Raw genomic sequence first — 25,856 nt, 5'->3', positions numbered from 1 at the left:
CTTTCTGGCAGATGTTGGCAAAATCATCAATTCTTTACGTTTTGACTTTCCGTATCTACCTCATGCCGAGGGACGTGGGGCAAGAAAAAGGGAGGCCGAAGCCTCCCTGATTTTCTGTATCATGCACATAACACCATTACAGAATAAAGCGGCTCAGGTCTTCGTCGGCGACCAGTGCATCAAGGTGATTGCGCACATAGTCGGCATCGATGATCACCGTCGTGCCGTTGCTTTCGCTGGCATCATAGGAGATGTCTTCCATCAAACGCTCCAGCACGGTATGCAGACGACGAGCACCGATGTTCTCGGTGGTTTCGTTAACCTGCCATGCGGCTTCTGCAATGCGGCGAATACCGTCTTGGGTAAACTCAACGGTCACGCCTTCAGTCTGCATCAGCGCTTTGTACTGATGAGTCAGTGACGCGCTTGGCTCGGTCAGAATACGCTCGAAGTCTTCGGTAGACAGCGCCTGTAGCTCAACGCGGATAGGCAGACGACCCTGAAGTTCCGGGATCAGGTCCGAAGGATTGGCAGTCTGGAACGCGCCGGAAGCGATAAACAGGATGTGGTCAGTTTTGACCATACCGTGTTTCGTCGAAACGGTGCAGCCTTCTACCAGAGGCAGCAGGTCGCGCTGCACGCCTTCGCGAGACACGTCCGGGCCGGAGCTCTGGCCGCGTTTACAGATTTTGTCTATCTCATCGATGAACACGATACCGTGTTGTTCAACGGCTTCAATCGCCTGTTCTTTAAGCTCTTCCGGGTTAACCAGCTTGGCGGCTTCTTCTTCAACCAGCAGCTTGTAGGCTTCCTTGATTTTCAGCTTACGCGCTTTCTGTTTCTGTCCCGCCATGTTCTGAAACATAGATTGCAGCTGGTTGGTCATCTCTTCCATGCCGGGAGGTGCCATGATTTCTACGCCAGCCGGAGTATCGGCGACGTTGATCTCGATTTCTTTATCGTCGAGCTGGCCTTCACGCAGTTTTTTGCGGAAAGACTGGCGTGCGGCAGAAGGCTCTTTGGCCTCATCCGGCTGGCCCCAGTTGTTCTTGGCCGGTGGGATAAGGACGTCGAGGATGCGCTCTTCAGCCATCTCTTCTGCGCGGTAACGGTTATTCTCGATAGACTGCTGACGCACCATTTTGATGGCAGAATCGGTCAGGTCACGAATGATGGAATCGACTTCTTTACCGACATAGCCCACTTCGGTGAACTTGGTGGCTTCTACCTTGATAAACGGCGCGTTGGCCAGTTTCGCCAGACGGCGAGCAATCTCGGTTTTACCGACACCGGTTGGGCCGATCATCAGAATGTTTTTAGGCGTGACTTCGTGGCGCAGCGCTTCATCGAGCTGCATACGACGCCAGCGGTTACGCAGCGCGATGGCAACAGCGCGTTTCGCATTGTGTTGCCCAATGATGTAGCTGTCTAATTCGCTGACAATCTCGCGTGGGGTCATTTCAGACATAATTTTCGATCCTTACGCTTTAGGATTGCTTAGGCAATTCCAGGAAATTGAGGTTATGGTTGGTGTAAATGCAGATATCACCCGCGATGTTCAGCGATTTTTCAGCAATTTCACGCGCGCTTAACTCGGTGTTTTCCAGCAGCGCAGTAGCCGCTGCCTGGGCGTAGGGACCGCCTGAACCGATAGCGATCAGTCCGTTATCCTGACGAATAACGTCACCGTTGCCGCTAATAAGCAGCGAATCTGTCTCATCTGCCACGACCAGCAACGCTTCCAGACGACGCAGCATGCGGTCGGTGCGCCAGTCTTTTGCCAGCTCAACGGCGGCTTTGGTCAGGTGGCCCTGATGCATCTCGAGTTTGCGCTCAAACAGCTCAAACAGCGTAAACGCATCGGCAGTACCGCCGGCGAAGCCCGCGATCACTTTATCTTTGAAGAAGGTACGTACTTTGACGACGTTACCTTTCATGACGGTGTTACCCATAGTGGCCTGGCCATCACCACCTACTACGACGTGGCCGTTACGGCGCACACATACAATTGTTGTCACGAGCTGTTCCTCGTTGCAGACGGAAGAGATCCCGGCGAAGTTATGCAACCCTGATTAGGTTGCATAAACTTCGCGGGCCATATTGAATGTATAGATTGGGGGGGATTATGGGTTTTCAACCCCCGACGGGGACGGGAATACAGCTCGAAATGCCAGATCCTTTCAAACGCGACAGCGTACCGTCTGCGCCAGAGCGATTGTTGTAGGGTCCAATGACCACACGATTCCAGCCACCGCTTGAGGTGACACGGCTCTCGAAGCCTTCAAACGCCAGCTTGGCTCGCACGGATTCGGCCTGCTCGGTACCGCGGAAGGATCCACACTGCACGATAAAGCGCTGGGCTTTTTCCTGCTCCTTCGGTTTTTCCTTTTCCGGAGTATTCTGAGCGGTGTCCTGCTGCTGAGGACGCGCTCGTTCCGGTTTTGCCTGCGTTATCATCGGCTGTTGCTGCACAGGGCGCGGTTTAGGCTGAACCGGGGCCGCCTGTGGCGCTCTCACCGGCTGTTGCATAAACGTCGGCTGGCTGCTCTGCTGCCGTGAAACCGGCGCGGTCCGGGTCGCTTGCGTCGGGTCGTTATACGGCACTTCGTTCAGCTGAGTCGGTGCCTGGCGCATATCTGCCTGCATCTGTTCCAGCAGCTGTTTCTGTTCCGGTGTGAGCTGAGTTTTTGAAGAAACATCGCCACCGGAGGTTGGTTCGGTCGGCGTCTGCACGCCCATCTGACGATTTTCTAACTCCTTGATATAACGCCAGCGTTCCTCCGGTTTAGGGGGAAGGCCATTGCCCGGACGAGGGACGTGCGTTGGCAGAATTTCAGCCTCTTCCATTTTTTTGTGGCTGATAAAATAAAGGCCACCGACAAAGACAACCAGAACGGCAACGGCAACGGCCACCACGGTTTTGGATACCATCGGAGAACTGCTTTTTTTACTACGGCTGGTGGTTTTCTTTCGCCGTGTTCCTGAGCGCCCACGGCTCACATAGTCTTTTTGTGCCACTATCGTTTCGCTGTGTCGTTAGGATTAAAGAAGTACGTCATTTTTTACAGGGTCCTGAAAACTTGACTGTTAACTAGCGCTTAGGCGCGGCAGTACTGCCGCGAATAACCAGTTCACTTTCGAGCAAACGTGAACCGCTTTGAACCGAATGACCGTTCAGTTGTTCCAGCAATAATAACATGGCTTCTCGGCCAATCTGGAATCTCGGTTGAGCCACCGTGGTGAGCGGCGGATCGTAAAACTCACTGATTTTAATGTCGTCGAAACCAACAATAGACAAATCTTGCGGGATACGCAGCCCTAATTTTTTTGCCTCAAAGATTGCGCCGATGGCCATGATGTCGTTATGACAGAAAATGGCGGTCGGCGGTTTCGGCTGGCTCATCAGCGTAGACAGCGCCTGCGCGCCGGATTCATAGCTGAAATCACCGTGGGCAATATACTGACTCTCCACCGATTGGCCGTTGCGTCTAATGGCCTGAATATAGCCCTGCAATCGATATTGGCACAGCGGCATGGACTCCGGCCCGGCAATGCAGGCAATGCGCTGATGGCCAAGGCTAATCAGATAGTGCACGGCGTCGTAGGCGGCGGTGAGGTTGTCAATGTGCACCGTCGGCAGTTCGAGTTCGGGTGCAAATTCGTTGGCCATCACCATCGGCGGCAGATTGCGCTGCTCTTCTTTACTGGCATCAAACGGCAGGTCAGAACCTAACAGCAGCATACCGTCAATTTGCTTGGTAATGATAAGGTTGATAAAGGTTTTTTCTTGCTGGTTCTGCTGAGCGCAGTCGCCAATGAGCACCAGATAGCCGTTTTCGGCGGCAGTACGCTCGATCCCCTGGATCACGTCGGCAAAGAACGGATCGCAGATGTCGGGGACGATCACTAGAATAGTGCGTGACTCATTGCGCTTGAGATTGCGGGACAAAGAGTGCGGCGAATAGCCGACGGCAATCACCGCCTGCTCAACCCGTTGACGGGTCGATGCTGAAACCTTTTCAGGATTCATCAACGCTCGCGATACCGTGGCGGTAGACACCCCGGCCATTTCCGCCACGTCTTTCATGGTGGCGGTAGGAATTACTCTATTTTGATCCAACGCATCTCTCCTTGCACCTGCATCAAACTGACACGACATCATGGATGTTTATTTTTATAAGCTTGTTGGCAGCATCCGTGCATATTTAATATCTATTTATCATGCTAGCAAAAGGATTGCGTAGCTCATCACATTCTAAACAGAATGTGGCTAGGAATAATGACCAAATTGCATAAAAAATGTGACTTCTGCAGTTTTTTCGCGCTGGATTCCAAAAAAACAGCCGTTAACGTCATCAATTATCAATAGGATCAACATCCAGCGTCCATTTTACCTTTTTAGACTGCGGCAAACTGCCAATCAGCGGCATTGAGGTCTTGATAATCTGCTGTAGTACCTTGCGCGAGGGATGCTGAATCAGCAGCTGCCAGCGGAAACGACCGCTGCGCTTGGCCTGTAGCGCGGGAACAGGACCCAGGATCCACAGCGAATCATCCTTCAGCGGGCTGGCTTCGAGCAGGTTACGCAGCTGCTGTAGAAAGAGCGATGACTGACGGTTGTCGTGATCTTCCGAACGAAACAGCACGTGGCTGGTGTACGGCGGCAAAAATACGCTTTTACGCTCCGCCAGCGTCTGTTTGGAAAAGGCATCGTAACCGTGCTGCAACAGCACCTGCAGCAGTGGGTGCTCGGGGTGGTGCGTTTGCAGTACCACTTCGCCCTGTTTACCGGCGCGCCCTGCACGGCCCGAGACCTGAGTATAGAGCTGGGCAAAGCGTTCAGCGGAACGAAAGTCGGCCGAAAAAAGTGCGCCATCAACGTCGAGCAAGGAAACCAGCGTGACATCGGGGAAGTGATGTCCTTTCGCCAGCATCTGGGTGCCTATCAGGATCCGTGCGCCGCCGCGATGCACCTCGGCCAGATGCTGCTCCAGCGAGCCTTTGCGGCTGGTCGTGTCGCGGTCGATACGCGTGATAGGCGTATCAGGAAACAGCGGCGCGAGTTCATTCTCAAGCTGCTCGGTACCGACGCCAACGGAAACCAGCTGCGTCGAGCCGCACTGCGGGCACTGATGAGGCACCGGGCGCTGGCTGTCGCAGTGGTGACAGCGCAGCTGCCGTTGATTCTGGTGAAAGGTATAATAGTGGTCGCAGCGTTGGCACTCGGCTATCCAGCCGCATTCGTGGCACAGCAGAGCGGGCGCGTAGCCGCGTCGGTTGAGAAACAGCATCACCTGGTTATCGGCCTTGAGGTGCTGCTGCATACGCTGAATGAGCGGCTGCGACAGGCCAACCTTGAGCGGCAGGCCTTTGAGATCGAGTAAGTGATGCACCGCCGGTTTGGCGTTACCGGCGCGCTTGCTCAGCGTCAGCTGGCGATATTTGCCGAGCTGGACGTTGTGCAGAGTTTCCAGAGCCGGGGTGGCGGAGCCCATCACAATCGGGATGTTTTCGGCATGTGCCCGAAACACGGCAAGGTCTCGGGCGTGGTAGCGCCAGCCTTCCTGCTGTTTATAAGAGCTGTCGTGTTCTTCGTCGATGATTATCACGCCGAGGCGCGCAAACGGGGTAAACAGTGACGATCGTGTGCCAATCACAATCCCGGCCTCGCCGTTTCTGGCGCGAAGCCACACCGCCAGACGTTCGCTGTCGTTCAAACCGGAATGTAATACGTCGACCGGTGCGCTGAAACGTTCGCGGAAACGAGCGATGGTCTGCGGCGTCAGACCAATCTCCGGCACCATTACCAGCGCCTGCCGACCCTGCGCCAGAATATTCTCCAGCACGCTGAGATATACCTCGGTTTTACCCGAGCCGGTCACCCCGGCCAAGAGCCAGGCTGAAAACTGCTGATCTTCGCTGCGGATTGCGCCGACCGCGGTGGCCTGCTCAGTGTTGAGTCTCAGGCGCTCGCCGACCACGCTGAAGTCCTTACGCCAATCCTGTGCCACCGGCGCGACGCTTTGCAAGTCGGCGAGCCCTTTGGCGCGCAGTGCCTGTAGCGCCGCTTCGTTAAGGTCGAGATCGCTGATTTGATGACGGTACAGTTTGCCTTGCATCAGTGCCGCCATGGCCTGCTGCTGCTTAGGTGCACGTTTGAGGTCGTTGAGCGGCGTCGCACGGCCCTGTTCGGTAGCGAACCACTGCCAAAGCGGCGTCAGTTCCGCCGGTTTCCCCTGACGGAGCAGGACCGGCAGGGCGTGAAATAATACTTCACCGAGCGGGAAGTGATAATAGTCGGACGCCCAGTGCAACACGCGCCACAGGTCACGGGTATACAGGCTGGCGCTGTCGAGCACCTCATTAACCGATTTAAGCTTTTCGAGGGGAAATTCGCTGCTGTCGCTGACGCCGGTCACGATGCCGATAGCATCGCGTTTGCCGAAGGGAACGCTGACCCGACAGCCGGGAACCACCTGTATACCGGGGGGTAACAAATAGTCAAATGTGCGGCTTAAAGGGACAGGTAGAGCAACGTGAGCAACGGGCATTGGCGGTCCAGGCTATAAAAAAATGACGAGATAGTGTACACTGTGTGACTCGGAATGCATGAACATGATTGCGCGGTCACTTTATATTCTGTATGATTCGCCGCCTTTGATGCATTCCGCATCAGAGACCTAATCATTTACACCACGCGTGGTGTCCGACGGCAAAACGGTTGGATAGCGACGCGGCCTAAACAGAGGTTTTCCCATGAAACAAGGTATTCACCCTAAATACGAAGTTGTTACTGCTAACTGTTCTTGCGGTAACGTTATCAAAATCGGTTCTACCGTTGGTCACGACCTGAACCTGGACGTTTGTGGCGAATGCCACCCGTTCTACACTGGTAAGCAGCGTGAAGTGGCTACCGGTGGCCGCGTTGACCGCTTCAACAAGCGTTTCAGCGTACCGAGCAGCAAATAAGCTTCGCTCGATAGCAAAAAAAGGCGCCGGTGGCGCCTTTTTTGTTGCCTGCTATTTGTGTTTTACGGGTAAACACGTCTTTAAAGGCAAGGTTTCTTTCTACCTACCCGGTTTGCTTAATATTCCCAGGTATCTGGATCTACACCCAGTTCGCGCATCAGGATTTTGGCGGCTTCCGGAATTTCATCACTGCGTTCTTTACGCAGATCTTCATCGTTCGGTAGCGGCTGGCCCGTAAAGGCATGAAGAAACGCTTCGCACAACAATTCACTGTTAGTGGCATGGCGCAGGTTGTTCACCTGGCGACGTGTGCGCTCGTCTGTCAAAATCTTTAATACTTTCAGCGGAATGGAAACCGTGATCTTTTTAACTTGTTCGCTTTTTTTACCGTGTTCAGCGTAAGGGCTGACATACTCGCCGTTCCACTCAGCCATGGGACACCTTAAATTTATCAAATAAAAATAAAATTCTGAAAACTCGGGGATTATGCCCGATTTCCACAGATCTCACTATAGCCATCGTCCTTGTAAAATTCTGGCCTGACGCTGTTCACTTTGTCAGCGGATGCAGGTTCGTGCTTTACTGGGCCAGGACACCGCTTTGCGTCCGCAAATCAAGGCATACCGCTATAATTTTAGCGGGTATTATCACATTGCTCAATCTATACGCAAAGAAGTTTAGATGTCCAGATGTATTGACGTCTATCCCGCTAACGATTAATCTTTACACCCTCATCCTCTATTTATCCCGTCAGGGAGCAACAACTATGACGCTCAAGCAAGGCACAATCGCGGTTAGCAGTGGACTCAACATTGACCAGCAGTATGGATGTGTTGTTCCTCCTATTACCCTTTCCAGCACGTATAATTTCGAAGATTTCAATCAGCCACGCGCCCACGACTATTCCCGTCGCGGTAATCCTACGCGTGACGTGGTGCAGCGCGCATTGGCGAGTCTTGAAGGGGGCGCGGGTGCCGTGCTGACCAGCAGCGGGATGTCTGCTATTCATCTGGTGTGTACGGTGTTTCTTAAGCCGGGAGATTTGCTTGTTGCTCCGCACGACTGCTACGGCGGCAGCTATCGCCTGTTTGATAGCCTGAGCAAGCGGGGTGCCTATCGCGTCCTGTTTGTCGACCAGGGTGACCCAGAGGCATTGCAGGCTGCGCTGGAGCAGAAGCCTAAGCTGGTCCTGATTGAAACGCCGAGCAATCCACTGCTGCGCGTGGTGGACATCAAGGCGATTTGCGACGCTGCGCATGCGGCAGGCGCGCTGACGGTGGTGGATAACACCTTCCTGAGTCCGGTCCTGCAACAGCCTCTGAAGCTGGGTGCTGACTTGGTCGTGCATTCCTGTACTAAATACCTCAACGGCCATTCTGACGTGGTTGCAGGTACGGTGATTTCCAAAACCGCCGAGCATGCGACCGAGCTGGCCTGGTGGGGGAACAACATCGGCGTCACCGGCGCGGCATTTGACAGCTATCTTCTGCTGCGTGGCCTGCGTACCGTCGGCGTTCGCGTGAAGCAGCAGCAGGAAAATGCACTGGCAATTGTTGCTTATTTACAGAAACAATCGTTAGTGAAAAAGCTGTATCATCCTTCTCTGCCAGAGAATCAGGGCCACGAGATTGCACGACGTCAACAAAGTGGTTTTGGGGCGATGGTAAGCTTCGAGTTTGCAGGTGATGAGGCAAGTTTGCGTCACTTCCTGTCTGAGTTAAAACTTTTCACGCTGGCCGAATCATTGGGCGGGGTTGAGAGTCTGATTTCACATACCGCCACCATGACCCACGCTGGCATGGCACCGGAAGCGCGTAAAGCCGCCGGGATTTCCGACAGTCTGCTCCGCGTTTCTGTCGGTCTTGAAGATAGCGAAGACTTAATTGCCGACCTGGAACAGGCTTTCCAGTCGGTCGCAAAGAGGTAAGTAATGAGTGCAATAGCGGTTGCAGCGCCGGCAGGAAGTCGGCAGTTACATAAATTTGGCGGTAGCAGTCTGGCCGACGCAAAGTGTTATCTGCGCGTAGCGGGCATTATGGCCGAATACGGTAATCCTGGCGATATCATGGTGGTCTCTGCCGCAGGCAGCACGACGAACCAGCTGATTAACTGGCTGAAACTCAGCCAGAATGACCGGATTTCGGCTCATCAGGTGCAGCAGGCGCTGCGTCGATATCAGAGTGAGTTGATTACCGCACTGCTGCCACCGGAAATGGCTGAACCGCTGATTGCGACCTTTATTCACGACCTTGAACGCTTGGCCGTGCTGCTCGACGGCAAAATCACCGATGCAGTTTACGCCGAGGTGGTGGGGCATGGCGAGGTGTGGTCCGCACGCCTGATGTCTGCGCTGCTTGCCAAAAAGGACATTCCTTCTGCCTGGCTCGATGCCCGCGATTTCCTGCGTGCCGAACGTGCTGCACAGCCGCAGGTAGATGAAGGCCGTTCTTATCCATTGCTGCAACAGCTTCTGGCGCAGCATCCGCATCAATATCTGGTCGTGACCGGGTTCATCTCGCGCAATGATGCGGGTGAAACCGTGCTGCTTGGCCGCAACGGCAGCGACTATTCTGCCACGCAGATTGGCGCGCTGGCGGGCGTAAGCCGAGTCACCATCTGGAGCGATGTCGCCGGTGTTTACAGCGCTGACCCGCGCAAGGTGAAAGATGCCTGTTTGCTGCCCTTGCTGCGCCTCGACGAGGCCAGCGAGCTGGCGCGTCTGGCCGCCCCGGTGCTGCATACCCGCACGCTGCAGCCGGTCTCGGGTAGCGATATCGATTTACAGCTGCGCTGCAGCTATCAGCCGGAACAGGGCTCCACGCGCATCGAACGCGTGCTGGCGTCCGGGACCGGCGCCAAGATTGTTACCAGCCACGACGATATCTGCCTGATTGAGGTTGCCGTAGCGCCGAGCCATGATTTTGCGCTGGTGCAAAAGGACGTCGAGCTGGTGCTCAACCGTGCGCAGGTGAAGCCGCTCGCGACCGGCGTTCACGCCGACCGTAATCTGCTTCAGCTCTGCTATACCTCTGAAGTGGTCAACAGCGCGCTCGCCGTCCTGGAAGAGGCTGCACTGCCGGGTCGGCTGGTGCTGCGTGAAGGGCTTGCAATGGTGGCATTGGTTGGCGCAGGCGTGTGCAAAAATCCGTTGCACAGCCACCGTTTTTATCAGGAACTGAAAGACCAGCCGGTCGAGTTTGTCTGGCAGGCGGAGGACGGTATCAGCCTGGTGGCCGTACTGCGCGTCGGGCCGACCGAGCATCTGATTCAGGGTCTGCACAATACGCTGTTCCACGCCGAGAAACGCATTGGGCTGATGCTGTTCGGCAAAGGGAATATCGGCTCGCGCTGGCTCGAGCTGTTTGCCCGTGAGCAGAAAAATATCTCCGCACGCAGCGGCTTTGAGTTTGTGCTGGCCGGCGTGGTCGACAGCAAGCGCAGCCTGCTAAGCTATGACGGGCTGGACGCCAGCCGTGCATTAGCCTTCTTCGACGATGAAGCGCGTGAGCACGACGAGGAGTCGCTGTTCCTGTGGATGCGTGCCCATCCTTACGATGATTTAGTGGTGCTTGACGTAACGGCCAGCGCTGAGCTGGCGGACCAGTATCTTGATTTCGCCAGCTATGGTATTCACGTCATTGGTGCCAACAAACTCGCCGGCGCATCATGCAGCGACAAGTATCGCCAGATACGCGATGCGTTCGCCAAGACCGGCAGTCACTGGCTCTATAACGCCACCGTGGGCGCAGGTTTACCTATCAACCACACGGTGCGTGACCTGCGCGACAGCGGCGACAGTATTTTGGCCATCAGCGGCATCTTCTCCGGCACCCTGTCATGGCTATTCCTGCAGTTTGACGGCACGCAGCCGTTTACCGAGTTGGTGGATTTGGCCTGGCAGCAAGGACTTACCGAGCCCGATCCGCGCGTTGACCTGTCGGGTCAGGACGTGATGCGCAAGCTGGTTATCCTGGCGCGTGAAGCCGGTTATGACATTGAGCCTAATCAGGTTCGCGTTGAATCACTGGTACCGGAAGACTGTGCGACTGGCTCCGTCGATCAGTTCTTTGAAGGTGGCGAAGCGCTAAACGAGCAAATGTTGCAACGCCTTGAAGCGGCCAGAGAGATGGGGCTGGTGCTGCGTTATGTCGCGCGATTTGATGCCAATGGCAAAGCGCGTGTTGGCGTCGAAGCCGTGCGTGAGGACCATCCGTTGGCTTCTCTGCTGCCCTGCGACAACGTTTTTGCTATCGAAAGCCGCTGGTATCGTGATAACCCGTTGGTCATTCGCGGACCCGGTGCCGGGCGCGATGTTACGGCCGGTGCCATCCAGTCTGATCTTAACCGCTTGACCCAACTGCTTTAATTTCATCCCCCTGCACAACTCTGCTGCAGGGGGATTCTTCATCTCCCTCGCGAACTTGAAATTCTCTCAATTTGAGTGAAGATTAATCATTGCCCGAAACTATTTTTGAGTTGACTATTTGACCAAAAACCCGCATTTTCTATCTATACGTTTAGACGTCTAGACGCTTATCAGGCGGCGCCGATAAGTAAAACGATGTGATGAAGAGGTAGAGACAGCATGAGCTTTTTCCACGCCAACCAGCGCGAAGCGTTAAACCAGAATCTGGCCGAATTACAGGGTCAAATTAACGTCTCTTTCGAATTCTTCCCGCCGCGAACCCGCGAAATGGAAGACACGTTGTGGAGCTCTATTGACCGTCTCAGCAGCCTCAAGCCGAAATTCGTTTCTGTGACTTACGGGGCTAACTCAGGCGAGCGCGACCGGACGCACAGCATCATTAAAGGCATTAAGGAGCGTACTGGTCTTGAAGCGGCGCCGCATCTGACCTGTATCGATGCATCGCCTGCCGAGCTGCGTCAAATCGCACAGGACTACTGGAACAGCGGTATCCGTCACATCGTAGCGCTGCGCGGTGATTTACCGCCAAACAGCGGCAAGCCAGAGATGTATGCGACCGACCTGGTGCACCTGCTCAAAGACGTCGGTGATTTTGATATTTCCGTTGCGGCTTATCCGGAAGTGCATCCAGAAGCGAAGAGCGCACAGGCTGACCTGATTAACCTGAAGCGTAAAATCGATGCCGGTGCTAACAGCGCGATTACCCAATTCTTCTTCGACGTAGAAAGCTATCTGCGTTTCCGTGACCGCTGCGTATCAGCCGGGATTGACGTTGAGATTGTGCCGGGCATTCTGCCGGTCTCTAACTTCAGACAGCTGCAACGCTTTGCCACTATGACCAACGTGCGTGTGCCAAACTGGATGACCAACATGTTTGCCGGACTGGATGACGACGCTGAAACGCGCAAAATGGTCGGTGCCAATATTGCGATGGACATGGTGAAGATTCTCAGCCGTGAAGGGGTGAAGGACTTTCACTTTTATACGCTGAACCGTGCCGAAATGAGCTATGCCATTTGCCACACGCTAGGCGTTCGCCCAGGCGTGCCGGCATCTTTAGCGCAGTAGCGTCGTTGGCTGCTTTTTCATCCCGGTCACTGACTTGTGTACGCTTCCGGGAATCTGTTCAATTACCCCCAACGCCGCTACCGTTTTAAAGATAATGGCTTTTAGCCGGTATTACGCATGCCTGCGGCAACGCCTGCGATAGTCACCATCAGCGCCTGCTCGACGCGGGCATCCAGTTCACCTTGTGCCTCAAGCTCGCGCGAGCGATGCAGCAGCTCTGCCTGAAGTACGTTCAGCGGGTCGGTGTAGACGTTACGCAGCGCGATAGACTCGGCAATCCACGGCAGATCAGCCATCAGGTGATCGTCGTTGGAGATAGCCAGCACAACCTTGATATCGTTACTCAGCTGCTCGCGCAGTTTCTGGCCCAGCGGCCACAGATCTTTGCTTACCAGACGCTGATCGTAGTACTCCGCCAGCCACAAATCGGCCTTGGCAAATACCATTTCCAGCATACCAATACGCGTCGAGAAGAACGGCCAGTCACGGCACATCGACTCGAGTACGTCACGTTTACCTGCATCAACCACCGCCTGTAAACCCGCACCCGCACCCAGCCACGCAGGCAGCATCAGGCGGTTCTGCGTCCAGGCGAAGATCCACGGGATGGCGCGCAGGCTTTCGACGCCGCCGCTGGCCTTACGTTTGGCAGGGCGAGAGCCGAGCGGCAGCTTGGCCAGCTCCTGCTCTGGGGTCGCCGAACGGAAGTAAGGCACGAAGTCTTTATTCTCGCGCACGTAGCCGCGATACATGTTGCAGGAAACCTCGGACAGCTGGTCCATCACCTCGACCCAGGCCTTTTTAGGCTCAGGTGGCGGCAGCAGGTTGGCTTCGAGAATAGCGCCGGTGTAGAGCGCGAGGCTGCTGATGGTCACTTCCGGCAGGCCATATTTGAAGCGGATCATCTCACCCTGTTCGGTGACGCGCAGGCCGCCTTTAAGGCTGCCCGGAGGCTGCGACAGCAGCGCCGCGTGAGCCGGCGCACCCCCGCGACCAATCGAACCGCCGCGACCATGGAACAGCGTCAGCAGCACGCCCGCTTTCTCGCAGGTTTTGATTAACGCATCCTGCGCACGATACTGCGCCCATGAGGCTGCCATAACTCCTGCGTCTTTCGCCGAGTCAGAGTAGCCAATCATCACCATCTGTTTGCCCTGAATAAAGCCGCGATACCAGTCAATGCTCAGCAGTTGCGTCATGACGGAGTCTGCATTGTTCAGATCGTCAAGGGTTTCGAACAGCGGCGCAACCGGCATCGCAAACGGGCAACCCGCTTCTTTGAGCAGCAGGTGAACCGCCAGCACGTCGGACGGGGTACGCGCCATCGAAATGACGTAGGCCGCAATCGAGCCTTCTGGCGCTTCGGCCGCAACCTGACAGGTATCCAGCACTTCTTTGGTTTCAGGGCTTGGCGTCCACTTGCGTGGCACCAGCGGACGCGGTGAGTTCAGTTCGCGGATCAGGAACGCCTGTTTATCGCTCTCGGACCAGCTCTCATAATCGCCCAGTCCCAGGAAACGGGTTATCTCGGCAATGGCCTCGGTATGGCGGGTGCTTTCCTGACGGATGTCGATACGCACCAGCGGCACGCCGAAGCAGCGCACGCGGCGCAGGGTATCGAGCAACTGACCGTTGGCAATGATGCCCATGTTGCAGGCTTGCAGTGACTGATAGCAGGCATACAGCGGCGCCCACAGCTGGTCGTTGTTTACCAGCAGGTCTTTAGGACGCGGCAGGGATTCGCCTTTCAAGCGGGCTTCCAGATAAGCCTGGGTCGACAGCAGCTGAGTGCGAATATCTTTCATAATGGTGCGATATGGCTCGACGACGTCTTCACCACCGGCCAGCTCACGCAGCTCAGGCGTTGCTTCGGTCATCGACAGCTCGGAAATCAGTACGTGGATATCGCGCAGGAACAGGTCCGTTGCCTTCCAGCGGCTCAGCTGGAGCACGTGGCGCGTAATGGCAGCAGTGACGTTCGGGTTGCCGTCGCGGTCGCCGCCCATCCAGGAGGTAAAGCGTACCGGCACGGCTTCGACCGGCATTTTGTAGTCAAGTGAGGTTTCAAGCTGTTCGTTGAACTCACGCAGGAAGGCCGGAACGCCTTCCCAGAGGCTGTTTTCAACCACCGCAAAGCCCCACTTGGCTTCGTCGACCGGCGTTGGGCGAATCTTGCGGATTTCGTCCGTGTGCCATGACTGGGCAATCAGCTGGCGCAGGCGGCGCATAATCTGCTTACGCTCATAGTCGGCCAGATCGTTATGGTCGAGTTGTTTCAGGCAGTTGTTGATTTCAACAAGCTTGTGGATCAGGGTACGACGAGCAATTTCGGTTGGGTGCGCGGTTAACACCAGCTCGATCGAAAGCTCTTCAACGGCGTCGCGCAGCTGCTGGTCGGACAGATTCTTCGACTTCAGACGGTCAATCAGCTGGGCCAACGCTTCAGGGTTGCTGGCTGCCTCGCCGTGCGGAGAAATGCTGTGGTATTGCTCGGCAACGTTGGTCAGGTTAAGGAACTGACTGAATGCACGGGCAACCGGAAGTAATTCGTCGTTGGATAAATTTTGCAGCGTGGTCAGCAGTTCCTGACGGTCGGCCTCATTACCTGCACGAGAGGATTTAGAGAGTTTGCGGATTTTCTCTACGCGATCAAGGACCTGCTCTCCCAGCGTGTCTTTGATGGTCTCTCCAAGCAGTTTGCCCAGCGTGCTGACATTACTTCGCATTGCGGAATATTGTTCGTTCATATTACCTCTGACCCGTTTCTTGTTTGATTTCTTATGTCTTGTAAATAACTTTCACCCGTAAGGCGCATTTGCCTCTGTCTATCCCGCCTTCATGGCAATAATCAGTCGTCCAAATTTAGTACTGTAGGAAGTTACCGCAAAAACCCCAATTTCCTTATTAGAAAATCGCTGAATCGAGTAATCAGACTGAAATTTAATTACAGCCGGTAGGTTATTAGTCTGGCTAATTGGCCGTTTTGTACAATATCAAAGGGCACCTTTCGACGCCCCTTTTTTTGTTACATATTTTTAACAATACTAAAACGAGTTTAGCTGAATTAGTGATGACAGAAGTGATGAACCACTTGAGTTATCAGTTCGCGCGTCGGTTTGATGAAGGCGGTATCGATATATTCATCAGGCTGGTGGGCCTGATCGATTGAGCCAGGACCGAGAACCAGCGTCGGGCACAGTTCCTGAATAAACGGCGCCTCGGTGCAGTAGTTAACGATTTCAGTTTCGGTTCCCAGCAGCTTCTCGACCACCTGCACCAGGCGGTGATCCGGCGGACATTCATAGCCCGGAATCGGTGGATGCAGCGCTTCAATGGTCAGACGGCCCGGCCAGCGACTGCTGACAGGCTCAAGCGTTTCGTTAAGCAATTCGTCTAAATCCGACAGCGTCAGGCCCGGCAGCGGGCGAATATCCATGTGCAGTTCACAGCAGGCACAGATGCGGTTTGCCGCATCACCGCCGTTGATGTGGCCAAAGTTCATGGTCGGATAAGGAATCGCAAAGCCGCTGTGGTTGTAGCGCGTTTGCAGCGTCTTACGCAGTTCCATCAGATGGGTGATGGAGTCATGCATTAGCTCAATCGCATTAATGCCACGTGAAGGGTCGCTCGAGTGGCCCGACTGGCCGGTGATACGAATGGCGTTAGAGATGTGGCCTTTGTGTGCGCGCACCGGTTTTAGCGAGGTTGGCTCACCGATGATGGCGCAGTCTGGACGGATGGACGAGGTTTTAGCGAAGTAGCTGGCACCGGCCATCGTCGTTTCTTCATCTGCGGTCGCCAGAATGTACAGCGGCTTGCTGAGCTTCTCGGTATCGATATCACGTAATGCATCGACGATAAACGCGAAAAAGCCTTTCATGTCAGCGGTGCCCAGTCCGTAGAGCCTGTTTTCGTGCTCGGTTAGGGTGAAGGGGTCGCGCGTCCAGCGTCCATCATCGAAAGGTACGGTATCGGTATGACCCGCCAACAGCAGGCCGCCAGCACCTTCACCAATGCTGGCCAGCATGTTGAATTTATTGCGCGTATTAGGTACCGGCTGAATCTCGACCTTGAAGCCCAAATCGCTGAACCAGCCCGCCAGCAAGTTGATTAGGGTTTCATTGCTCTGATCCAATGCGCTGTCGGTGGCACTGATCGAAGGCGTGGCGATTAACTCGCGGTATAGCTCAATAAAAGGAGGTAATTTCATCTTCACTGTTGACAGCCTTTGGTTAGGGTAATATAAATATTCATGCATTTTATGTGAATAAAAATACATTAAGCCGGTTCGTAAGGAAACCCCAAAAACACGCAGGTTTTGGTGTGAATGTAAAAGGGTCGAACAGGCTGAATTTCGCGGGCTTCTGGCGTAAAAAACGCAGTGAGCCCTCTATTTTTTAAAAGAAGGTGAACTGAGCCCATGTTGAATACGCTGATTGTTGGTGCCACCGGTTATGCGGGAGCGGAACTCGCGCTCTACCTAAATCGTCACCCACATATGAACATAACCGGTTTAACGGTTTCAGCGCAAAGTGCAGATGCAGGAAAGTTACTGTCCGACCTGCACCCGCAGCTGAAAGGCATCGTCGATCTGCCTGTTTTACCTTTGGAAAACGTCGCAGAAGCCGCGAAGGGCGTTGACGTTGTTTTTTTAGCCACGGCACATGAAGTCAGCCACGACCTGGCACCACAGTTCCTGGCGGCCGGTTGTATCGTGTTCGACCTCTCGGGTGCCTTCCGCGTTAAAGACCCGGCGTTTTATACTCAGTTCTACGGTTTTGAGCATCAACATCAGGACTGGCTCGACAAGGCTGTTTACGGTTTGGCCGAGTGGCAGGCAGACAAGCTGAAAGAAGCGCAGCTGATTGCCGTACCGGGTTGCTACCCGACGGCGGCCCAGCTGGCTATCAAACCCCTGTTAGAAAAAGACCTGCTTAATCAGGATCAGTGGCCGGTTATCAACGCGACCAGCGGCGTGAGCGGGGCAGGGCGTAAAGCTAGCCTGGGGACCAGCTTCTGCGAGGTCAGTCTGCACGCATACGGCGTATTCAATCACCGTCATCACCCGGAAATCTCTACCCATCTGGGGACGCCGGTCATCTTCACCCCGCATCTGGGCAGCTTCCCACGCGGTATTCTGGCCACCGTGACCTGCCGCCTGAAGCCAGGCGTGAGCGCTGAACAGGTTGCCGAGGCATTCCAGAGTGCCTATGCCAACAAACCGCTGGTGCGTCTATACGATAAAGGCATGCCGGCGCTGAAGAGCGTGGTGGGTCTGCCGTTCTGCGATATTGGCTACGCCGTTCAGGGTGAGCACGTCATTATTGTTGCGGCAGAAGATAACCTGCTGAAAGGGGCATCGGCGCAGGCGGTTCAGTGTCTGAACCTGCGCTTCGGTTTCCCGGAAACGACGTCACTGGTTTAAGTGATTGAACTGAATAACAATTCGTTAGTTGGCTAACGGATTGTTAATTTTATAAAACACCTTCTTTTGAGCGTTTCTTGATCGCCTCATGGATGGTAAATTAAAGAACAATTAACTCCCAACCAGGCAGCATCCTCAAATGTACAGGGAGAACGGGGCGTGAATATGAATCCATTGATCATCAAGTTAGGCGGCGTGTTACTGGACAACGAAGAAGCACTGGAGCGCCTGTTCTCCGCGTTGGTTGCCTACCGTCAGGAATATCAACGCCCGCTGGTGATAGTCCACGGCGGCGGTTATCTGGTCGATGACCTGATGAAGCGTCTCAACCTGCCGGTGGTCAAGAAGTCCGGTCTGCGCGTGACGCCGGCGGACCAGATTGACATCATCACCGGTGCACTGGCCGGTAGCGCCAACAAAACGCTGCTGTCCTGGGCGGTTAAAAATGACATTAACGCCGTGGGCCTGTCTCTGGCCGACGGGGGTTCCGTCAGCGTCACGCAGTTGAGCGAAGACCTTGGCTTTGTGGGTAAAGCCGAAGCCGGTTCTCCGAAACTGATTAACACCCTGACCGCTGCGGGTTACCTGCCCATCGTCAGCTCTATCGGCATCACTGCCGAGGGCGAACTGATGAACGTCAACGCCGACCAGGCTGCGACGGCGCTGGCAGCTACGCTGGGCGCAGACCTGATTCTGCTGTCCGACGTGAGCGGCATTCTCGACGGTAAAGGCCAGCGCGTGCCTGAAATGACCGCCGAAAGAGCGGAGCAGATGATTGAGCAGGGCATTATCACCGACGGCATGATTGTGAAAGTGCACGCGGCTCTCGACGCAGCGCGCACCTTAGGTCGCCCGGTCGATATTGCCAGCTGGCGTCATGCCGATCAGCTTCCGGCTCTGTTCAACGGCGAAGCCATCGGCACCCGTATTCTGGCGTAAGGCCGGGGGGCTCTGGCTCCAATGACCCAAGCCCTAAGAAATTTATAATGTAAAAGCGGTCGGTTATCTCACTGAAACCGACAGCGAAATCAGAAATTTAAGGAAATTATCATGGCAGTAACTAAAGGCATCAGCAAAATTGTTCTCGCTTACTCGGGCGGTCTGGATACTTCAGCGATCATTCCATGGCTGAAAGAAAACTACGGTAACTGCGAAGTGGTGGCATTCGTAGCCAACATCGGTCAGGACCAGGCAGACCTGGAAGGTATTGAGCAGAAAGCGCTGGATACTGGTGCGTCAGAATGCCACGTTGTCGATCTGCGTGAAGAGTTCATCAAAGACTACGTTTATCCCGTGCTGAAAAGCGGCGCGCTGTATGAAGGTACCTACCTGCTGGGCACCTCAATGGCACGTCCATTGATCGCTAAAGCACAGGTTGAGCTGGCGCTCAAAGTCGGTGCTGACGCGGTGTGTCACGGTGCGACCGGTAAAGGTAACGACCAGGTTCGTTTCGAAACGACCTACACCGCGCTGGCTCCACAGCTGAAAGTGGTGGCTCCATGGCGTGAGTGGGACCTGCGTTCCCGTGAAGCGCTGCTGGATTACCTGAAAGTGCGTAACATCAAGACCACTGCGTCTCTGGAAAAAATCTACAGCCGTGACGAAAACGCCTGGCACATCTCTACCGAAGGCGGCGTGCTGGAAAGCCCTTGGAATGCAGCGAACAAAGACTGCTGGGCATGGACCGTTGCACCTGAAGATGCGCCGGACGAAGCCGAACTGGTGACCATCAAGGTTGAGAAAGGCGAAGTGGTTGGCGTGAATGGCCAGGAACTGAGCCCGTTCAAATGTCTGGAAGCGTTGAACGCGCTGGGCGTGAAACACGGCGTGGGCCGTATCGACATCGTTGAAAACCGTCTGGTAGGCATCAAATCTCGCGGTTGCTACGAAACCCCAGGCGGCACCATCATGATGGCTGCACTGCGTGGCGTTGAGCAGCTGGTTCTGGACCGCGACAGCTTCAAATGGCGTGAGCAGTTGGGTCAGGAAATGTCTTACGTCGTGTACGACGGCCGTTGGTTCGCGCCTCTGCGTGAGTCCATTCAGGCAGCCGCCGACTCTCTGGCGCAGGACGTTAACGGTGAAGTGGTTGTTAAGCTGTACAAGGGCACCGCAACCGCAATTCAGAAGAAATCAGCCAACAGCATGTACTCTGAAGAGTTCGCGACCTTCGGCGAAGATGAAGTGTATGACCACAGCCACGCGGGCGGCTTCATTCGTCTGTTCTCCCTGTCTTCACGTATCCGTGCGCTGAACGCAGCCAAGAAATAAGCGTTAGCAATAAGCGTTACATCAGGCGTGCGAGACACCTCGCATGCCTGAATCATCTCTTCAAATATCACTTCTTAAGCAAGTAAAGTCGGGAGCATTATCATGGCACTATGGGGCGGACGCTTTAGTCAGGCAGCAGATCAGCGTTTTAAAGAACTGAATGATTCACTGCGGTTTGACTATCGATTGGCTGAGCAGGATATCGTGGGCTCGGTAGCCTGGTCGAAAGCGCTGGTCACCGTAAATGTGCTGACCGCCGACGAACAGCAGCAGCTGGAAGGCGCGCTGAACGTGTTGCTGGAAGAAGTGCGTGCGAATCCTCGCGCTATTCTGGAGAGTGATGCAGAGGACATTCACAGCTGGGTTGAGCTGAAGCTTATCGACAAGGTCGGTAACCTCGGCAAGAAGCTGCACACTGGCCGTAGCCGTAACGATCAGGTCGCGACCGACATCAAGCTGTGGTGTAAAACGCAGGTTGTCGAGCTTCAGCTGGCCGTTAAGCAGTTGCAGCAGGCGCTGGTTGAAACCGCCGAAGCAAATCAGGATGCCGTGATGCCGGGTTATACTCACCTGCAGCGCGCCCAGCCGGTCACTTTTGCACACTGGTGTCTGGCCTACGTTGAAATGCTGGCCCGTGATGAAAGCCGTTTACAAGATACTCTGACCCGTCTCGACGTGAGCCCGTTGGGCAGCGGCGCGCTGGCAGGTACGGCTTACCCTATCGATCGCGCACAGCTGGCTGGCTGGTTGGGCTTTGCATCGGCAACCCGCAACAGTCTCGACAGCGTTTCCGACCGTGACCATATTCTCGAACTGCTGTCTAACGCCTCAATCAGCATGGTTCACCTGTCGCGTTTTGCCGAAGATCTGATTTTCTTCAACACCGGCGAAGCGGGCTTTGTTGACCTGTCTGACCGCGTAACCTCCGGCTCTTCACTCATGCCACAGAAGAAAAACCCGGACGCGCTGGAGCTTATCCGCGGTAAGTGTGGCCGTGTACAGGGCGCGTTGACCGGCATGATGATGACCCTGAAGGGTCTGCCGCTGGCGTACAACAAAGACATGCAGGAAGACAAAGAAGGGCTGTTTGACGCGCTCGACACCTGGATGGACTGCCTGCAAATGGCCGCGCTGGTGCTCGACGGTATTCAGGTTAAGCGTCCACGCTGCAAAGAAGCCGCCGAACAAGGTTATGCCAACTCAACCGAGCTGGCCGACTATCTGGTCGCCAAAGGCGTGCCTTTCCGTGAAGCGCACCACATTGTGGGTGAAGCCGTGGTTGAAGCCATTCGTCAGGGCAAAGCGCTTGAAGCCTTGCCGCTGGCCGATTTGCAAAAATTCAGCAGCATTATCGGTGATGACGTTTACCCGATTCTGGCGCTGCAGTCCTGCCTGGATAAGCGTAATGCCAAAGGCGGCGTCGCGCCTGAGCAGGTTGCGCTGGCAATCCGTGAAGCAAAAGCCCGTCTGGCCTGATAAAAGACCGACAAAAAAAAGCGGGCCACTCGGCCCGCAAATTGTTCATACACTACTTTCTTATTGTGTTGAGACTTTCCGTTTCTTTTCCGCCCATTTGACTATCAGGCTGCGAAGAACTGCTCTAGATCGTCGCTTCCCCCGATGTGGCGACCCCCGATAAAGACTTGCGGCACCGTTGCACGACCGCTGACTGCACGCAGGCTAACGGTGGTTGCGTCCTTACCTAATACAACTTCTTCATACTGAATGCCGCGCTCTTGCAGCATCTGTTTTGCTTTGGCACAGAACGGGCAGCCCGGTTTAGTAAAGACCGACACGGATTCCTGCACTTTATATTCAGGCGCCAGATATTTGAGCATGGTGTCTGCATCTGATACTTCAAACGGGTCGCCCGGCTTGTTTGGCTCAACGAACATCTTTTCGACTACGCCGTTGCGTACCAGCATGGAGTAGCGCCATGAGCGCGGGCCAAAGCCGAGGTCGGCTTTCTCGACCAGCATGTCCATCCCTTTAGTGAACTCGCCGTTACCGTCAGGAATGAAGGTAATGTTTTCTGCGTTCTGTTCTGCCTTCCAGGCATTCATGACAAAGGTATCGTTCACTGACACGCACAGAATGCTGTCAACCCCATGTTGTTTGAACACGCCGGCCAATTCGTTGTAGCGCGGCAGGTGGCTTGACGAGCAGGTGGGTGTAAACGCGCCAGGCAGTGAAAACACGATCACAGTTTTGTTTTTGAACAGATCATCGGTCGTGGTATCAATCCACTTATCGCCCTGACGAGTGTGGAACGTGACTTGTGGTACGTTTTTTCCTTCGCGGCTTGTAAACATCCATAACCTCTTAATTAATATTCAATAAAAAATCATTCTTCGGCGTTGCCGTTTCGATGTGGGACATTATTAACGATTCAGCTTGATAGATATAATCGTTGATTGCTATCTTATCTATCGCTAATGGCTATCGCCTTGGTGATTCGTGAAAGGGAGAAACTATGAACATCCGTGATTTGGAATATCTGGTCGCGCTGGCCGAATTTCGGCATTTTCGCCGCGCCGCCGATTCTTGCCACGTCAGTCAACCCACGCTGAGTGGCCAAATCCGTAAGCTTGAAGATGAGTTGGGCGTCATGCTGCTGGAAAGAACCAGCCGCAAGGTTTTATTCACTCAGGCCGGGTTATTGCTTGTCGATCAAGCACGTACCGTACTGCGTGAGGTGAAGGTACTGAAAGAGATGGCCAGCCAGCAGGGCGAGGCAATGTCCGGTCCGCTGCACATCGGGCTTATCCCGACGGTTGGGCCTTACCTGCTGCCACAAATTATCCCGACGCTGCATAAAACCTTCCCGAAACTGGAAATGTATCTGCACGAAGCTCAGACTCAGCAACTGTTGGCCCAGCTCGACAGCGGCAAGCTTGACTGTGCCATTCTGGCGCTGGTGAAAGAAAGCGAAGCCTTCATTGAGGTGCCATTGTTTGACGAGCCGATGAAGCTGGCAATTTATGACGATCACCCGTGGGCGGTACGCGACAAGGTAGCGATGGCCGACCTGTCTGGCGAAAAATTGCTGATGCTTGAGGATGGCCATTGTTTACGTGACCAGGCATTAGGTTTCTGTTTCCAGGCGGGGGCAGACGAAGACACGCATTTTCGCGCAACCAGTCTTGAGACGTTGCGAAACATGGTTGCCGCAGGCAGTGGAATTACTTTACTGCCGTCACTGGCTGTGCCGCAGGAGCGCAGCCGAGACGGCGTAACCTATCTGCTTTGCGACAAGCCGGAACCGAAGCGCACCATTGCTCTGGTGTATCGCCCCGGTTCCCCGTTGCGCGGTCGTTATGAACAGCTGGCCGAAGCCATCAAAACGCACATGCAAACCTACATGGATGCACTGGCGTTAAAAAAGCCGGTTTAAGCCGTTCAGTGCCGCAACGCGATAGGCTTCCGCCATCGTCGGATAGTTGAAGGTGGTATTAACGAAATACTCGATGGTATTTCCCGCCCCTTTCTGTTCCATGATAGCCTGACCGATGTGAATGATTTCAGCCGCGCGTTCACCAAAGCAGTGGATACCGAGAATTTGCTTGGTATCTCTGTGAAACAGCAGCTTGAGGCTCCCCACGTTCATACCGGCTATCTGCGCACGCGCCAGGTGTTTGAACTGGGCGCGGCCCACCTCGTAAGGCACTTTCATCGCGGTCAACTCCTGCTCGGTTTTACCCACGGAGCTAATCTCCGGAATGGTGTAGATCCCGGTAGGAATATTTTCGATGAGATGCACCTTGGCTTCGCCCTGGATCATCGCCTGTGCGGCAATGCGTCCCTGGTCATAAGCGGCAGACGCCAAGCTTGGATAACCGACCACGTCACCCACTGCGTAAATATGCGGCAAGGCGGTCTGGTACATGCTATTGACCTTTAACAGTCCACGGCTGTCGGCTTCGAGACCAATTTTGTCCAGATTCAGCGAGTCGGTATTACCCGTACGTCCGTTGGCAAACAGCAGGGCATCGGCCTTCACTTTTTTGCCTGATTTCAGGTGCACGATAACGCCGTCATCAACGCCTTCAATTCTTTCAAATTCTTCATTGTGGCGAATCACCACGCCGTTGTTCCAGAAGTGATATGAAAGAGAGTCGGACATTTCCTGATCGAGGAACGCCAGCAGACGGTCGCGGGTATTAATCAGGTCAACTTTAACGTTTAGACCGCGGAAAATGGAGGCGTACTCACAGCCAATTACGCCCGCACCGTAGATAATCACGTGGCGCGGTTCATGCTCGAGGCCAAGGATCAGGTCGCTGTCGTAAATGCGTGGATGGGTAAAGTCGACGCCAGCCGGGCGATAAGGGCGAGAACCGCAGGCAATCACGATATGCTCGGCGCTCACAAAGTCCTGAGTTCCGTCGGCATAGGTGACCGAAATGGTGTTGGCATCAATAAAACTCGCGTCACCGGCAAAGAGTTTGCACTGGTTACGCTCGTAGAAGCCTTCACGCATGCGAGTCTGTTGATTAATAACGGAGTCGGCATGACGGAGAATCTGTGGAAACGTCGAGCTCATGGGGCGAGAACCGTCGCTGTACAGCGGATTCTGGTTGAATTCGATGATTCTGCTTACTGCATGACGTAGCGCTTTTGATGGAATAGTGCCCCAGTGTGTACAACCGCCACCGACGTTGTTATAGCGTTCGATAACGGCAACTCTGGCGCCTTGTTTAACCAGACCCATGGCAGCACCTTCACCGCCAGGGCCGGAGCCAATGATAATGGCATCGAAATGATAGTTCTGTGACATGGATTAGGAACCTATTTTTATACAAAATCACAACGTGAATGTAACATCATAGACCTATTTTCCCAACGACTGGTTATCTATTCGTGGGAATGCAGCAACATTCAGAAGAACTTTATGCTGAACTTAGTATAACGGTCGTTGCTGAAAAATTTGGTATAGTGAAATGAATTCAGGCGAATGGGTAAGTAGACACTATCGGATGAAGGTCATGGGCGTAAGAGCACAACAAAAAGAGCGTACTCGCCGCTCGCTGATTGAGGCGGCCTTTAGCCAACTGAGCGCTGAGCGCAGTTTCGCCAGTTTAAGCCTGCGTGAGGTTTCTCGCGAAGCGGGCATCGCACCCACGTCTTTTTATCGGCATTTTCGCGATGTAGACGAGCTGGGCCTGACGATGGTGGATGAAAGCGGCCTGATGCTACGCCAGCTCATGCGCCAGGCGCGCCAGCGTATCGCCAAAGGCGGCAGCGTGATCCGTACCTCCGTCTCTACCTTTATGGAATTTATCGGCAACAATCCCAACGCCTTCCGTTTGCTGTTACGTGAACGTTCGGGAACCTCCGCCGCCTTCCGTGCCGCAGTCGCGCGTGAAATTCAGCATTTCATCGCGGAACTTGCCGACTATTTGCAACTCGAAAACCATATGCCGCGCAGCTTCACTGAAGCGCAGGCCGAGGCTATGGTTATCATCGTGTTTAACGCCGGTGCAGAGGCGCTAGATGTCGACCTCGCCCAGCGTCGTCAGCTCGAAGAGCGGCTGGTACTCCAGCTGCGCATGATCTCCAAAGGGGCGTACTACTGGTATCGCCGCCAACAGGAGAGAACGGCTGACACATCAGTTAACGATGAGGTCATTCAAAACGATTGAAATTATGGCAAGGTAGTAGGCTAATAGATGCGAGCAGTCGAGGCTGCTACGGCTT

Annotated in this window: 20 protein-coding genes; 10 read left to right on the top strand and 10 right to left on the bottom strand. The window is 54.5% G+C overall.

What is annotated here, in order from left to right; translation table 11 throughout:
- Nucleotides 1–136: 136 nt before the first annotated feature.
- The 5 genes from hslU to priA all read right to left on the bottom strand — a co-directional run bounded on the left by hslU (nucleotide 137) and on the right by priA (nucleotide 6,551).
- On the bottom strand, nucleotides 137–1,468 hold the full coding sequence (gene hslU / locus O1V65_RS18150) for an HslU--HslV peptidase ATPase subunit (RefSeq protein WP_269129919.1): 1,332 nt from the start codon (nucleotides 1,466–1,468) through the stop codon (nucleotides 137–139).
- A 19-nt stretch (nucleotides 1,469–1,487) separates the two neighbouring features.
- Nucleotides 1,488–2,018, bottom strand: coding sequence for an ATP-dependent protease subunit HslV (hslV, locus tag O1V65_RS18145; RefSeq protein ID WP_026110417.1), 531 nt, complete (start codon nucleotides 2,016–2,018; stop codon nucleotides 1,488–1,490).
- Between the two features lie 115 nt (nucleotides 2,019–2,133).
- Nucleotides 2,134–3,018, bottom strand: coding sequence for a cell division protein FtsN (gene ftsN, locus O1V65_RS18140; RefSeq protein ID WP_026110418.1), 885 nt, complete (start codon nucleotides 3,016–3,018; stop codon nucleotides 2,134–2,136).
- Nucleotides 3,019–3,091: 73 nt separating this feature from the next.
- Entirely contained in the window at nucleotides 3,092–4,120 is a 1,029-nt protein-coding gene (gene cytR, locus O1V65_RS18135) for a DNA-binding transcriptional regulator CytR (RefSeq protein ID WP_017491054.1), read from the bottom strand.
- A 235-nt stretch (nucleotides 4,121–4,355) separates the two neighbouring features.
- Nucleotides 4,356–6,551 carry a primosomal protein N' gene (priA, locus tag O1V65_RS18130; protein WP_269129918.1) on the bottom strand — a complete coding sequence of 732 codons (2,196 nt, stop codon included), beginning with the start codon at nucleotides 6,549–6,551 and terminating at the stop codon, nucleotides 4,356–4,358.
- A 205-nt stretch (nucleotides 6,552–6,756) separates the two neighbouring features.
- On the opposite strand from priA, the gene rpmE reads away from it, so the two are divergent.
- Nucleotides 6,757–6,969 carry a 50S ribosomal protein L31 gene (gene rpmE, locus O1V65_RS18125; RefSeq protein ID WP_017491056.1) on the top strand — a complete coding sequence of 71 codons (213 nt, stop codon included), beginning with the start codon at nucleotides 6,757–6,759 and terminating at the stop codon, nucleotides 6,967–6,969.
- A 116-nt stretch (nucleotides 6,970–7,085) separates the two neighbouring features.
- Here the strand turns inward: rpmE and metJ are convergent, their stop codons facing one another.
- Nucleotides 7,086–7,403: a met regulon transcriptional regulator MetJ gene (gene metJ / locus O1V65_RS18120; protein WP_004392248.1), complete on the bottom strand. Its 318-nt coding sequence runs from the start codon at nucleotides 7,401–7,403 to the stop codon at nucleotides 7,086–7,088.
- Between the two features lie 332 nt (nucleotides 7,404–7,735).
- On the opposite strand from metJ, the gene metB reads away from it, so the two are divergent.
- From metB to metF, 3 genes are all read left to right on the top strand, one after another.
- The gene (metB, locus tag O1V65_RS18115) at nucleotides 7,736–8,896 is read left to right on the top strand and encodes a cystathionine gamma-synthase (RefSeq protein WP_017491057.1); all 1,161 of its coding nucleotides are present in this window, start codon (nucleotides 7,736–7,738) and stop codon (nucleotides 8,894–8,896) included.
- Between the two features lie 3 nt (nucleotides 8,897–8,899).
- Complete coding sequence (locus O1V65_RS18110) at nucleotides 8,900–11,335, top strand: bifunctional aspartate kinase/homoserine dehydrogenase II (RefSeq protein WP_017491058.1); 2,436 nt, start codon at nucleotides 8,900–8,902, stop codon at nucleotides 11,333–11,335.
- Between the two features lie 219 nt (nucleotides 11,336–11,554).
- A complete protein-coding gene (gene metF / locus O1V65_RS18105; RefSeq protein WP_269129917.1) occupies nucleotides 11,555–12,463 on the top strand; it encodes a methylenetetrahydrofolate reductase in 909 nt (302 codons plus the stop codon).
- A gap of 101 nt (nucleotides 12,464–12,564) precedes the next feature.
- Here metF and ppc read toward each other — a convergent pair whose 3' ends face one another.
- Together ppc and argE are read right to left on the bottom strand one after the other, a co-directional pair.
- The gene (ppc, locus tag O1V65_RS18100) at nucleotides 12,565–15,210 is read right to left on the bottom strand and encodes a phosphoenolpyruvate carboxylase (protein WP_017491060.1); all 2,646 of its coding nucleotides are present in this window, start codon (nucleotides 15,208–15,210) and stop codon (nucleotides 12,565–12,567) included.
- Between the two features lie 317 nt (nucleotides 15,211–15,527).
- Complete coding sequence (argE, locus tag O1V65_RS18095) at nucleotides 15,528–16,679, bottom strand: acetylornithine deacetylase (protein ID WP_165429865.1); 1,152 nt, start codon at nucleotides 16,677–16,679, stop codon at nucleotides 15,528–15,530.
- A 204-nt stretch (nucleotides 16,680–16,883) separates the two neighbouring features.
- Between argE and argC the strand changes: the two genes are divergently transcribed.
- The 4 genes from argC (at nucleotide 16,884) to argH (ending at nucleotide 21,635) form a co-directional block, all read left to right on the top strand.
- On the top strand, nucleotides 16,884–17,888 hold the full coding sequence (gene argC, locus O1V65_RS18090; protein WP_084912783.1) for an N-acetyl-gamma-glutamyl-phosphate reductase: 1,005 nt from the start codon (nucleotides 16,884–16,886) through the stop codon (nucleotides 17,886–17,888).
- A 165-nt stretch (nucleotides 17,889–18,053) separates the two neighbouring features.
- Nucleotides 18,054–18,827 (top strand): acetylglutamate kinase, encoded by a 774-nt coding sequence (argB, locus tag O1V65_RS18085; RefSeq protein ID WP_017491063.1) that lies wholly within the window; start codon nucleotides 18,054–18,056, stop codon nucleotides 18,825–18,827.
- A 111-nt stretch (nucleotides 18,828–18,938) separates the two neighbouring features.
- The gene (locus tag O1V65_RS18080) at nucleotides 18,939–20,159 is read left to right on the top strand and encodes an argininosuccinate synthase (RefSeq protein ID WP_017491064.1); all 1,221 of its coding nucleotides are present in this window, start codon (nucleotides 18,939–18,941) and stop codon (nucleotides 20,157–20,159) included.
- Nucleotides 20,160–20,261: 102 nt separating this feature from the next.
- Nucleotides 20,262–21,635 (top strand): argininosuccinate lyase, encoded by a 1,374-nt coding sequence (gene argH / locus O1V65_RS18075; RefSeq protein WP_269129916.1) that lies wholly within the window; start codon nucleotides 20,262–20,264, stop codon nucleotides 21,633–21,635.
- A gap of 104 nt (nucleotides 21,636–21,739) precedes the next feature.
- Here the strand turns inward: argH and O1V65_RS18070 are convergent, their stop codons facing one another.
- Nucleotides 21,740–22,471, bottom strand: a complete 732-nt coding sequence (locus tag O1V65_RS18070; protein WP_017491066.1) for a glutathione peroxidase — start codon at nucleotides 22,469–22,471, stop codon at nucleotides 21,740–21,742.
- Between the two features lie 161 nt (nucleotides 22,472–22,632).
- Between O1V65_RS18070 and oxyR the strand changes: the two genes are divergently transcribed.
- Nucleotides 22,633–23,553, top strand: coding sequence for a DNA-binding transcriptional regulator OxyR (gene oxyR / locus O1V65_RS18065; protein ID WP_227990125.1), 921 nt, complete (start codon nucleotides 22,633–22,635; stop codon nucleotides 23,551–23,553).
- Here oxyR and sthA read toward each other — a convergent pair.
- On the bottom strand, nucleotides 23,536–24,936 hold the full coding sequence (gene sthA, locus O1V65_RS18060) for a Si-specific NAD(P)(+) transhydrogenase (protein WP_017491068.1): 1,401 nt from the start codon (nucleotides 24,934–24,936) through the stop codon (nucleotides 23,536–23,538). The genes oxyR and sthA overlap by 18 nt on opposite strands.
- A 208-nt stretch (nucleotides 24,937–25,144) precedes the next feature.
- Between sthA and fabR the strand changes: the two genes are divergently transcribed.
- A complete protein-coding gene (fabR, locus tag O1V65_RS18055; protein WP_026110421.1) occupies nucleotides 25,145–25,801 on the top strand; it encodes an HTH-type transcriptional repressor FabR in 657 nt (218 codons plus the stop codon).
- Nucleotides 25,802–25,856: the final 55 nt, after the last annotated feature.

This window comes from Rouxiella badensis (assembly GCF_026967515.2).
In the GTDB taxonomy this organism is placed as follows: domain Bacteria; phylum Pseudomonadota; class Gammaproteobacteria; order Enterobacterales; family Enterobacteriaceae; genus Rouxiella; species Rouxiella badensis.
Note: the sequence above shows the minus strand (reverse complement) of the source record. Positions and strands in the feature narration are given on the sequence as shown.